The 12,044-nt window shown below is 53.2% G+C and carries 7 protein-coding genes and 6 tRNA genes; 11 read left to right on the top strand and 2 right to left on the bottom strand.

Features of this window, described 5'->3' with window-relative positions:
- Positions 1-96: 96 nt before the first annotated feature.
- Both prfA and hemA read right to left on the bottom strand, forming a co-directional pair.
- On the bottom strand, positions 97-1,182 hold the full coding sequence (gene prfA / locus MMC1_RS18735) for a peptide chain release factor 1 (RefSeq protein ID WP_011715183.1): 1,086 nt from the start codon (positions 1,180-1,182) through the stop codon (positions 97-99).
- Positions 1,183-1,311: 129 nt separating this feature from the next.
- Complete coding sequence (hemA, locus tag MMC1_RS18730; RefSeq protein WP_011715182.1) at positions 1,312-2,577, bottom strand: glutamyl-tRNA reductase; 1,266 nt, start codon at positions 2,575-2,577, stop codon at positions 1,312-1,314.
- Positions 2,578-2,963: 386 nt separating this feature from the next.
- Between hemA and MMC1_RS18725 the strand changes: the two genes are divergently transcribed.
- The 11 genes from MMC1_RS18725 (at position 2,964) to MMC1_RS18675 (ending at position 11,998) form a co-directional block, all read left to right on the top strand.
- Positions 2,964-3,040: transfer RNA gene (locus MMC1_RS18725), tRNA-Pro, on the top strand.
- Positions 3,041-3,083: 43 nt separating this feature from the next.
- Positions 3,084-3,160: transfer RNA gene (locus MMC1_RS18720), tRNA-Arg, on the top strand.
- 185 nt (positions 3,161-3,345) lie between these two features.
- Positions 3,346-3,420, top strand: a tRNA-His gene (locus MMC1_RS18715).
- Between the two features lie 85 nt (positions 3,421-3,505).
- Positions 3,506-3,590: transfer RNA gene (locus tag MMC1_RS18710), tRNA-Leu, on the top strand.
- 65 nt (positions 3,591-3,655) lie between these two features.
- Positions 3,656-4,984, top strand: a complete 1,329-nt coding sequence (gene tig, locus MMC1_RS18705) for a trigger factor (RefSeq protein WP_011715181.1) — start codon at positions 3,656-3,658, stop codon at positions 4,982-4,984.
- Between the two features lie 372 nt (positions 4,985-5,356).
- The gene (clpP, locus tag MMC1_RS18700) at positions 5,357-5,965 is read left to right on the top strand and encodes an ATP-dependent Clp endopeptidase proteolytic subunit ClpP (RefSeq protein ID WP_011715180.1); all 609 of its coding nucleotides are present in this window, start codon (positions 5,357-5,359) and stop codon (positions 5,963-5,965) included.
- 233 nt (positions 5,966-6,198) lie between these two features.
- Positions 6,199-7,461 carry an ATP-dependent Clp protease ATP-binding subunit ClpX gene (clpX, locus tag MMC1_RS18695; RefSeq protein ID WP_011715179.1) on the top strand — a complete coding sequence of 421 codons (1,263 nt, stop codon included), beginning with the start codon at positions 6,199-6,201 and terminating at the stop codon, positions 7,459-7,461.
- A gap of 13 nt (positions 7,462-7,474) precedes the next feature.
- The gene (gene lon / locus MMC1_RS18690) at positions 7,475-9,913 is read left to right on the top strand and encodes an endopeptidase La (RefSeq protein ID WP_011715178.1); all 2,439 of its coding nucleotides are present in this window, start codon (positions 7,475-7,477) and stop codon (positions 9,911-9,913) included.
- Positions 9,914-10,194: 281 nt separating this feature from the next.
- A tRNA-Val gene (locus MMC1_RS18685) sits at positions 10,195-10,270 on the top strand.
- 170 nt (positions 10,271-10,440) lie between these two features.
- Positions 10,441-10,517: transfer RNA gene (locus MMC1_RS18680), tRNA-Asp, on the top strand.
- A gap of 206 nt (positions 10,518-10,723) precedes the next feature.
- The gene (locus MMC1_RS18675; RefSeq protein ID WP_011715177.1) at positions 10,724-11,998 is read left to right on the top strand and encodes an ATP citrate lyase citrate-binding domain-containing protein; all 1,275 of its coding nucleotides are present in this window, start codon (positions 10,724-10,726) and stop codon (positions 11,996-11,998) included.
- Positions 11,999-12,044: the final 46 nt, after the last annotated feature.

The raw sequence follows: 12,044 nt of genomic DNA, 5'->3' as shown, positions 1-12,044 counted from the left end.
TAAACGCACCGTGACACTATTAAGACCAGCGGTCTTTATTAAAAAAGGTAAAGCCATAAAAGACTTTAGAAAAGTTACGTAAAAGATAAAGGGGGATTAATCTCCCCCGCCCAAGTGGGCCAGTTTGGAGGCTTGATCGTGGGCGGTCAAGGCATCCACTACCTCAGCCAACCCTCCTTGTAGCACCTGATCAAGTTTATGTAACGTCAGGTTGATGCGGTGATCCGTAACCCGGCTCTGGGGAAAGTTATAGGTGCGAATCCGCTCAGAGCGGTCACCGCTGCCCACCTGTCCCTTGCGCGCTTCGGCCCGCTGCGAATCGGCCGCCTGTTGTTGGGCATCCAGTAAACGGGCTTGTAGCACTTTCATGGCCTTGGCTTTGTTTTTGTGCTGGGATTTTTCATCCTGACAGATCACCACCAAGCCAGTGGGCAGGTGGGTAATGCGCACCGCCGAGTCGGTGGTGTTAACGCTCTGCCCACCAGGACCGGATGAGCGGTAGACATCAATACGCAGATCTTTATCTTCGATATGCAACTCCACCTCATCGGCTTCAGGCAGGATCGCCACTGTCACCGCCGAGGTGTGAATGCGTCCGCCCGTCTCGGTGACTGGAATGCGCTGTACCCGATGCACCCCCGACTCATATTTTAGGCCCATGTAGGCCCCTTTGCCCTGCACCATGGCGATGAGCTCTTTATAGCCGCCCAGATCGGTGGCGCTGCTGGAGAGCATCTCAATGCGCCACCCTTTGATTTCGGCAAAACGGCCATACATGCGAAATAGGTCAGAGACAAATAGGGCAGCCTCTTCACCGCCGGTACCGGCGCGGATTTCCAAGATCACGTTTTTGTCGTCATTGGGATCTTTGGGGAGCAGCATAAGGTGTAGATGCTTCTGACTCTGCTCCAATTTATTTTTTAGGGTTTCCCGCTCCTCGCGGGCCATCTGCCGCATCTCGGCGTCATCACCGGCCTCGGCCAACATCTCATCGGTCTCCGCGAGCTGTTGCAGGATAGCCAAGTGGGCCTGCCATGCTGCCACAACGGGTTCCAGATCGGAAAACTCTTTGCTGTAGGCGGCAAACCGTTTGGAATCCGACACGGTCGTAGGGTCGGCCAAGTGGGCGGAAAGCTCCGCATGACGGCTGGTTAGGGATTCAAGCTTCTCTTCAATGGCCATGGGGTCTCTTGGCGATTCTGTATGAAAAGGTTGATAGGCATTCCAGCGACCGCCTAAAGGGAGGCCGCCAGGGCTTTAAGGTTGTGGGTTTAGGGCGTTACAGAGAGGACGCAAAACAAGGGAAGTCCGCTAGTCGTCATCCAACTTATAGAGTTTGCGGGCCGCATCGATATAACGGTCGCCGTCATGCTCATTGGTTAGGCTACGTAACCGTTCGGTGGGATCATGCATCAACTTATTGACCAGTTGGCGGGCCAGATTTTCGACCCTTTGCCGGTCGGTATCACTTAGATCCCAGCCTGCCAAATGTTTTTGCAAGAGCTGGTCTTTGGCCGCTTCGGCCTTGCGGCGCATCTGTTTGATGGTGGGCACCACATCCAGGGTATCCAACCATTGGATAAACAGGGGGGTTTCCCCCTCGATAATCTGCATGGCAGCCTGAGCGGCCTCGGCACGGTCTTGGCGGTTGTCGTTGACGATTTTATTAAGGTCGTCCATATCGTAAAGAAAAGCGCTATCCACTTGACCGATCTCGGGATCTAAATCCCGAGGTACGGCAATATCAATAAGAAATATGGGGCGTTGGCGACGGCTTTTGAGAGCCTGTTTCACCATATCCGGCCCGACCATATAGACGGTGGAGCCGGTGGAGGAGATGACAATATCGGCGCGATGTAGATTTTCGGCCAATGCTTCGATGGGAAAAGCATGACCATCAAACTGCTGCGCAAGATCCACTGCGCGGCTAAAGGTGCGGTTGGTCACCAGCACCTCTTTGACCCCATGGGTTACCAGATGGCGGGCCGCCAATTCACACATTTCACCGGCCCCGATCAGCAGGCAGCTATGACCGCTCAGATCACCAAAGATGCGTTTGGCCAGATCCACAGCGGCAGAGGCCACCGAGACGGAATTTTCCGCAATGGAGGTTTCGGTACGGACCCGTTTGGCGGTTAAAAAGGCGTGTTGGAAAAAACGGTTGAGCACCACCCCGGTGGAACCAGCGGAGAGAGCATCTTGATAGGCTTGTTTCATTTGGCCGAGAATTTGAGCCTCGCCCAAAACCATGGAGTCCAGACTAGAGGCTACACAAAAACCGTGACGCACCGCCTCGGACTCGGCCTTGGTATAGAGATGGGGGGTGACATCGGCGGGGTCAAGGGCGTGATCGCGGGCGATCCACTGACTGGTTTGGGCCGCAGCCGCGTCGGGGTCGCGGCTGGCCATATAGATCTCCACCCGGTTACAGGTCGACAGAATGGTACCCTCATGCACCGCATCTAGGCGGGTAAGGGCCTGTAGGCTGCGGGGCAGGGTATCACTGCTGTAGGCGACCTTCTCACGTAAGGAGACCGGTGCGCTCTTATGGTTTAATCCAACGACAACGAGCTTCATGGGTGTTTCTACATACCCTCGATAGTAAGGGATCCAGCGCCGCAGCGCGACTGAACCACCCGCCGGTGAAAGGGGTTGGTTATATTTATTCCATTTATAAACAGGCACATGGATAGCTTAATCAAGGATACCAACAAGCTCCTTGAGAAAGATTAAACCAAGGGCACGGCAAAACGGAACGAAGCATTATAGCGCTGTTGAGACGGTTTGTTAATGGATTGTGTAAAAGCAGCGCGAATAGTACTTGTCACGCCTGCGGGGTTGTCGTATATTGCCTGTTCTCGGAAATGGAAGAGTGTCCAATACGGGATTTTTTTGGCCCTTTTGAGGGAGCCTATCATAGGTTGGCCTTAAAAAGAGTTGGGATTATCTGGCGTTTGCGGATTCGGGGTGTAGCGCAGTCTGGTAGCGCATCGGTTTTGGGAACCGAGGGTCGGAGGTTCGAATCCTCTCGCCCCGACCAGCTTTTCCGCCACCTTGGGAACTTGAGACTGTATCGGTTGTTAGCGCTTGTGGCTCAACTGGATAGAGCAACGGCCTTCTAAGCCGTAGGTTGCAGGTTCGAGTCCTGCCGGGCGCGCCACCCCCTTTGCCACAAAAAAAGGGGCATCGTTCTGGCTAAACCCAAGGGTAAAGGGCAAGGTTATCGCGTGAGCGGAAAAAAATACTTTGCCATTCCTTTGCTGAGACATTAAATATAAGTCGGTTTCTTCGATGAGCTGGTGGTGGTTAGGCCAGCGGCTTCGTCGGGATCGCACGATGATTATGGCGGTGGTAGCTCAGGGGTAGAGCTCCGGATTGTGGCTCCGGCGGTCGCGAGTTCAAATCTCGTCCATCGCCCCAAGATCAAAATGGGACCCGGCCCTTTGCAGGGCCGGGTTCTTTTTGTTATGTCGTTTGTCGGGTGGATATCAGCCTCCAGCTGTGGGCGAAAGTGGCGGAACTGGTAGACGCGCTGGACTTAGGATCCAGTGCCGCAAGGCGTGGGGGTTCGACTCCCCCCTTTCGCACCAACTCTTCTTCCCGAGTAAACATTTCTTAACCTCATCGCTCAAAAAAACCAAAACCGGTGCTCATCATGGAAGTCAACGTTGTAGAGAATGGCCTTTTTGATCGCGATATCACCATCACCGTTGCGGCGGAGAAGGTCGATGCGCTACTCAGCCAAGAAATGACCAAAACGGCCGCTCAGGTTCGTCTCCCTGGTTTTCGGGCGGGCAAGGTGCCTACCAAGATGATTGAGCAACGCTTTGGGGCCAGTATCCGGGCTGAGGTTGCTGAACAGCTGTTTCGGGATTCATACCCCACCGCATTGATGGAAAAAGGGCTACGCCCCGTGGGTCAGCCTGAGCTGGATCTGGTGGAGTTGGAGAAGGGCAAGCCTTTCACCTACACGGCCAAAATTCAGATTTTTCCCGTGATTGAGCCCAAGGATTACACCGGTATGAGCTTGACCAAACCGGTGGTGACCATCCAGGATTCTGATGTTGAGACGGTGATCACCCGGGTACGCGAGGCCAATGCCGAATATCGTACCCAAGAGGGTGTGGCGGCTGCCAGCGGTGACCGCATGACCTTTGATTTTGAGGGCTTTGTGGATGGTGAAGCCTTTGAGGGCGGCAAAGCGGAAGATTATGTGTTAGAGCTGGGTTCCAACCGGTTTATCCCTGGTTTTGAGGATCAGCTTATCGGTGCCAAGGGGGGGGATGCGCTGGAGGTTAAGGTCACCTTCCCAGAAGATTATCATGGTACCCAGTTGGCGGGCAAAGAGGCGATTTTTAAGTGTGTGGTAAAAGCCATCGAAAGCCGTGAGCTGCCAGAGGTGGACGAAGAGCTGGCGAAAAAAGCCGGTGTCCAAGAGGGCGGCGTGGAGGCGATGAAGCAAGAGATCCACGAGCGTCTGGTCAAAGAGGCCGACAAGGTAGCCAAGCAAGAGATGAAACAGCAGGTGTTTAAGCTGCTGTTGGAAAACAATCCCAATGAGCTGCCCAGTCAGATGGTGGATCATGAGATTGAGCAGATGGTGGCCACGGCGAAAGAGGAGTACAGCCGTCAAGGGGTTGATCCCGAGCAGCTTGGTTTTACCGATGAGACTTGGCGTAACCAGTACGCTGAAAAGGCCAAAGAGCGCATCATTCTGGGTCTGTTGATGGGCAGTATCGTCAGCAAAGAGAATCTGGAAATTGATGATCAGGCGGTTGAAGCCCACATTGACGCGCTGGTGCAGCAGTTTGCGGCTGGGGACTATGCTGAGCAGCTCAAGGCGCAGCTCAAGAAGGATAAGGCGCGTTTAGAGGAGTTCCGGGGTGCCGCGTTGGAAGAGAAAACCGTGGCTTGGTTGATTGAACAGGGCACCGTGACAGAAGAAGAAAAATCTTTTGAAGAGTTGGTGGCGCAGCGCGGTTAAGGCAGGCTGAATAAAATTGTACCATTTTACGGCTGTTTTGGACACAGGGTGCCCATTTTCGCGGCGTAGGTGGTTAAGGTAATAGATAAAAAGGCCCGGTGTGTTGGACACTCCGGGCCTTTTTCATACCATGACGCCTTGCGTCTGGTGGGGGTTCATGGGATACACTTAGAGCTTATGGTTTGGTTTGGGCAAGGGATATTGGGGCAGCCTATAAACCATGGCCGCTGCGTTAAGTGGGAACTTCATAGCGTTCCATGGTTCAAAACTTGCTAACGGTCCTTTGTTAGATAATGGACAAAAGAGAGGCGTTCGCGCAGCCAGTGTGGGCCGGGTGCACTTCTTCAAGGATTTTTTAGGAGTATGGATACCATGAGTTTGGTGCCAATGGTGGTGGAGACCACCAACCGGGGCGAGCGCGCCTACGATATTTACTCTCGTCTGCTCAAGGAGCGGGTGGTTTTTTTGGTGGGCCAAGTCGAGGAGCACATGGCCAACCTGGTGGTTGCCCAGCTGCTTTTTTTAGAGTCGGAAAATCCTGAAAAGGATATTCACCTCTACATCAATAGCCCGGGTGGTTCGGTGACGGCTGGTATGGCGATCTATGACACCATGCAGTTTATCCGCCCCAGTGTAAGTACCCTCTGTATTGGACAGGCGGCCAGTATGGGCGCGGTATTGTTGGCAGCGGGTGAGGCCGGTAAGCGCTTGGTACTACCCAACGCGCGGGTGATGATTCACCAACCTTTAGGGGGTTTTTCGGGTCAGGCCAGCGATTTTGAGATCCACGCCCGGGAGATTTTGCGGATTCGTGAAAATCTTAACCAAGTGCTGTCGCATCATACCGGCAAGCCCCTAGAGCAGGTGCAGTTGGATACCGAACGGGACAACTTTTTATCCGCGACCGAGGCGGTAGAGTACGGTTTGGTGGATAAGGTGATTAGCCATCGGGAACTGCCCGAGGCTGAGGCTGAGTCTTAAATCAAACGTGTGGCGGGTAGGGGTGGGCTGGTTTTACCCATGTGTGCACGCCATTTTATATGACAACCTGTTGTTTTAAGTCTACCTAACGAAGGTAGCTGCGGTGCGAAGTCGAAGGGCTTTAGCATATAAGCAGAAACAACTTCCCACAAAGCCGACTCTAACCTAAGAGTAGCCTCTGTGGAATGAGCCCGGCCCACCTGGGCGGGACCTGTTATGGAGTAGAGCTAACCATGCCCAATAACTCTTCCGATTCCAGCAGCATCCTGCACTGCTCGTTCTGCGGTAAGAGCCAGAACGAGGCGCGCAAGCTGATTGCCGGCCCTTCCGTGTTTATCTGTGATGAGTGTGTTGATCTCTGTATGGAGATCATTCGTGAAGATAAGAGCGATCAGCTTGAGAAAAAGCGGGGCGGTGTACCCACCCCGATGGAGATTAAAAGCACCCTGGACGATTATGTTATCGGCCAGGATAACGCCAAGCGTACCTTGGCGGTGGCGGTCTATAACCACTACAAGCGGCTGGAGAGTAACGATACTTCAGCAGATGTGGAGATCTCCAAAAGCAACGTGTTGATGATCGGTCCCACGGGTTCGGGTAAAACGCTGTTGGCGCAAACCCTGGCGCGCCTACTGGATGTCCCCTTTACCATCACCGATGCCACCACCCTGACCGAGGCCGGTTATGTGGGGGAGGATGTGGAGAACATTATCCTGCGCCTGTTACAGGCGGCCGATAATGATGTGGAAAAGGCCCAGCGGGGTATTGTTTTTATTGATGAGATTGACAAAATCTCGCGTAAATCCGACAACCCATCCATCACCCGTGATGTCTCTGGTGAAGGGGTGCAGCAAGCGTTGTTGAAAATTATTGAAGGTACCGTGGCCAGCGTACCGCCCCAGGGTGGTCGCAAGCATCCCCAGCAGGAGTATCTACAGGTCGATACCACCAATATCTTGGTGATCTGTGGGGGGGCTTTCAATGGTTTAGAGAAGGTGATCGAGAAGCGTTCGAGCAAACATCATGGTATTGGTTTTGGGGCCACGGTACGCAAGAACAGCAAAGAGGAGAGTGTCAACGTCCTGCTTAAAGAGCTGGAGCCTGAGGATCTGCTGGCCTTTGGTTTGATTCCCGAGTTTGTGGGGCGTCTGCCGGTGGTGGCCACCCTGGAAGAGCTGAGCAAAGAGGCGTTGGTGCGTATTCTTACAGAGCCGAAAAATGCCTTAGTAAAACAGTACCAAAAACTGTTGGAGATGGAGAACGTCAAGCTCACCTTTACCGATGGTGCTTTAGAAGCGCTGGCGCAAAGGGCCATTGAGCGTAAAACCGGTGCCCGTGGTCTGCGTGCACTGCTGGAGTCGACGTTACTTGACATCATGTTTGAGATTCCTTCCAAGCAAGGGGTGCGCGAAGTGGTGATCAACCGCGAAGTGGTTGAGAAGCAGATCGAGCCCCTGCTGATCTATGCTGAAGAAGCCTTGGAAGCCAATGCCTGAAATGAGGTAAGGCATGACTGAAGAAACCTACGACTCGTTAGGGCTTGCCGTGCGTATGCCGGTATTACCGCTACGGGATATCGTTGTTTTTCCCCATATGATTGTGCCCCTGTTTGTGGGGCGTGATCGTTCTATTCGCGCGTTGGATGCGGTTACCGCGACCAATGAAGAGGATCGACGTATCCTTTTGGTGACCCAGAAGGAGGCCTCAACCGACACTCCGTCGGAAGAGGAGCTCTACACGATGGGGGTCGAGGGTTCGATTCTCCAGATTCTCAAGCTCCCTGACGGCACGGTAAAGGTGCTGGTGGAGGGGCTACGACGTATGCGGGTACGGCGCTATATTCAGAGCGAACCCCATTTTGAGGCCGAGGCTGTGCCCCTACAGCCAGCCAGCTACAGCGATGCGGAAGCACGGGCCTTAATGCGCTCGGTGATCACCCAGTTTGAGCAGTATGGTAAGCTCAACAAAAAGGTGCCGCCAGAGGTATTAATGACACTGCAATCCATTGAGGATCCGGTGCGTTTGGCCAATACGGCGGCGTCGCATCTGACCCTCAAGGTCTCTGACAAGCAGCAGTTGTTGGAGGTGGATGGGGTGGTGGACCAACTGGAGCAGCTCTATCTTCTGTTAGAACGGGAGATAGAGGTGATTCAGGTGGAAAAGCGCATCCGTGGCCGGGTTAAGAAGCAGATGGAGAAAAGCCACCGCGACTACTATCTGAATGAGCAGATGAAGGCGATTCAGAAAGAGTTGGGGGATGAGGGTTCGGAGAAGGATGAGATCACCGAACTGACCGAAAAGATCGAAGCAGCGGGTATGCCCGCTGAGGTTAAAAAGAAGGCCGATGGTGAGCTTAAAAAGCTTAAGCAGATGTCCCCCATGTCGGCTGAGGCCACGGTGGTGCGGACCTACATCGACTGGTTGGTTTCGCTGCCCTGGAACAAAGAGAGCGAGCTCAAGCATGACCTTACAGAGGCCGAGACCATCTTGGAAGAGGATCATGATGGTCTGAAGAAGGTCAAAGAGCGCATATTGGAGTATCTGGCGGTACAGAAGAAAGTGGGCAAGATGAAGGGTCCCATTCTCTGTCTGGTGGGACCGCCGGGGGTGGGTAAGACTTCGCTGGCGAAATCCATTGCACGGGCCACGGGGCGCGAGTATGTGCGTATTTCACTGGGTGGGGTACGGGATGAGGCGGAGATTCGCGGTCATCGTCGCACCTACATTGGTTCTATGCCGGGTAAGATTATTCAATCCATGAAGCGGGCAGGCACGCGTAATCCGCTGTTTTTGCTTGATGAGATTGATAAGGTAGGCTCTGACTACCGGGGTGATCCGTCGTCGGCGTTGTTAGAGGTGTTGGACCCCGAACAGAATGTGGCCTTTAGTGACCACTATATGGAGGTGGATTACAACCTCAGCAATGTGATGTTTATTACCACCGCCAACAGCCTGAACATTGCGCGTCCCCTGTTGGACCGTATGGAGGTGATCCGTCTGGCGGGGTATACCGAGGATGAAAAGCTGCGCATTGCCACCCGCTATCTGATTCCCCGACAGATGGAAGAGCATGGCTTGACGGAGCAGGAGTTGAGCATTTCGTCGGGTACCATTACCGATATTATCCGCTACTACACCCGGGAGTCGGGGGTGCGTAATCTGGAGCGGGAGGTTGGGGCGTTGTGTCGTAAGGCGGCGCGTATTTTGTTGACGGAAGAGAATCGTAAAAAGGTCACCATTACCGCCCAGAGTTTAGAGAAATATTTGGGTACCCGGCGTTTCCGTTTTGGTATCGCGGAAGAGGCGGACATTGTCGGGGTGACCACGGGTTTGGCGTGGACCGAGGTGGGTGGGGAGATCCTCACCATTGAAGCGACCCATCTGGAGGGCAAGGGCTCCTTTACCATCACCGGTAAGTTGGGCGATGTGATGCAGGAGTCGGTGCAAGCGGCGATGACCTGTGCCCGCAGTATGGCGGAAGGGTGGGGCATTAAGGGCGAGTTTTTCCAGAAACGGGATTTCCATATCCACGTGCCAGAGGGTGCTACCCCCAAGGATGGCCCCTCAGCGGGCATTGCTTTATGTACGACGCTGGTCAGTTGTATGACCGGTATTGCGGTGTGCAAAGATGTGGCGATGACCGGTGAGATCACCCTGCGTGGTCGGGTGTTGATTATCGGTGGATTGAAAGAAAAGCTACTGGCGGCCCACCGTGCAGGCATTCGACGGGTGTTGATACCCGAGGATAATGTGAAGGATCTAAAAGAGATTCCTCAGAGCATCCTTAAAGATCTGGAGATCCATCCGGTGCGGCATGTGAGCGAAGTTTTAAAACTGGCTCTGGTCCGCATGCCGGAACAGGTGGATGTGGTGGTTGAAACCGCCCTACCCTTGGAAAAGGGGATAGGAGAAGAGAGTGAACCGCTGGGTAGTGTGCCTCACCACTAAAATGGCGTGGCAAGCGGGTTAAGCGTTGCAAAAAGAGCACACCGTGGGGTGTGCTCTTTTTGGTTTTGGGGATTGCAGCAGCCTAAAAAAGGGCGTTGGCGACGTAACATGGTCTACCTACGCAGGATTGAAAAGGGGAATGTGCAGCCAACGATAAATAGATCCTATTGAAAGTAGGTGAAAATATAGATGGAAGAAAGAAACTTGAAAATTGTGTCGCAAAAGGGTTGCATCCCATTTTGAAAAGCTGTATTTCTATGGTTCCCTAATCGGACACATGGGGGCGAATAGCTCAGCTGGGAGAGCATCGCCCTTACAAGGCGAGGGTCACAGGTTCGAACCCTGTTTCGCCCACCACTTCATCCTTGTTCATAAGGTTGCGGTGATACTCCATGGGTCTAAATGAGGGTCGAGGGCGGGGTCAAATTTTTTTGTCAAAAGATGTTGACTTCGTTTTCACAAAGCGGTATTTTTTCCGCCTCATCGCATGGCGATGAACAAATGGATCGTTAAGATCCGCCCTTTGCGGGGGCGTAGTTCAGTTGGTTAGAATGCCGGCCTGTCACGCCGGAGGTCGCGGGTTCAAGTCCCGTCGCTCCCGCCACTTTGAGATTTACAAAAAGAGCAAGCGTGCAAACGACTTGCTCTTTTTTTTGGGTTATTGCAAATCGCGTTGGGTGGCATCACTGTTGTGAATGTTTATGGCAAAAAACCAACATCAGGACTGGCTAATATTACGCCTTTGTGATAAGGAGTATGGATAGCCTGAATACAGAATCAACTCACTCCAGGTTTAAGGGAGTCGTTCTAATGCAGATTACAGGAATGTACTGGGGATCCAAGCTTCTTAAGTATGTTGGATTTCCCACCTCCAAAGTGCTAGGGCCAGAAGCCTCAGCCGGCGAACTACAGTCCATGATTGACGAGGCTGGTGGTTTGCTGGTTAAGCCAATTTTTAAAGGTGGTGTAGGCAAGAAAGGCAAGGCCGGACTACTTGGTATTGCCAAGGATGTGCAGACCGCACTCAAAGAGAAGGAACGGCTCTATTTTGCAGAGCATCAGCACGGTAATGCCTATGCCAAGGCAGAGGGTGTGACCTTTGAAAGCTTTGTGGAAGCCAAGTATGAGGTCTACTTTTCCATTACCGATAGCACCAAATATCGGGCACCCACGGTTACCATCACCCACCATGGTGGGGTGGATATCGAAGAGCTCCCCCCGGAGAAGATCGCCACGGTGCCCTTTGACCCACTGACCGGTTTTAAAGGTTTTGTGGTCTCTAATGCGCTAACCCGTTTGGGTGCGCCCAATGAGATTATCAGTCCACTGGTACAAAATCTGCCCAAGCTGTGGGATCTCTACCACAACTATGGCATGACCACGCTGGAGCTGAACCCCATTCGTATGATGCCCGATGCCAGTGGCCGTCTGGTCCCGGTGGCGTGTGACTTTAAGTGCTCCTTTGATGGGGATGATCCCAATGTTGAGCGTCTTAATCTGCCCACCGATCTGGATATGGCGGACTACTCCAATTTTGAGATGGAGGTCAACCAACTGCGCACCTATCAGGGGCAGTCGGACGTGTACGTGATCAATGACCAAGGCTCTATCACCGCCATGACCTTTGGTGGTGGTGCCAACGCATTGGTAACGGAGCAACTGGGTGATCGGGCCACCATCTCTTCGGATTTTGGCGGCAATCCTCCCTATCAAAAAATGTATGACATCAGCCGTATCACCATGAAATATTGGATTAAACAGAGCAACGTTTTCTTCATTATCGGTGGTAAGGCCAACAATACCGATATCTTTGAGACGTTCCGGGGTATGGCGGATGCGTTGCGGGAATATTTCGGCGAATATGGCCCAACGCCACTCTATGTGGTGGTGGGTCGTGGTGGGCCTAACCTGATCCGCGGTATGGGTTATTTGAAAGATACCCTGGACGCACTGGGTCTGCCCTATCGCTTCTTTGGCTATGATTCCGCCATGAGTGAAGTGGTGAATTATGCCAAGGATATCGACGACTGGATGGCCAATGGTGGCCGTCAACAGGTTGCCGATAAGCTGGGCTGTGACGCCTGATTTGGGGGTTTATCCACCGATTCAGTGCGCACCTTCGCCACAACGC

It is taken from the genome of Magnetococcus marinus MC-1, assembly GCF_000014865.1.
In the GTDB taxonomy this organism is placed as follows: Bacteria; Pseudomonadota; Magnetococcia; order Magnetococcales; family Magnetococcaceae; genus Magnetococcus; species Magnetococcus marinus.
The sequence above is the reverse complement of the archived record's forward strand: the minus strand, read 5'-3'. Positions and strand labels throughout refer to the sequence as shown.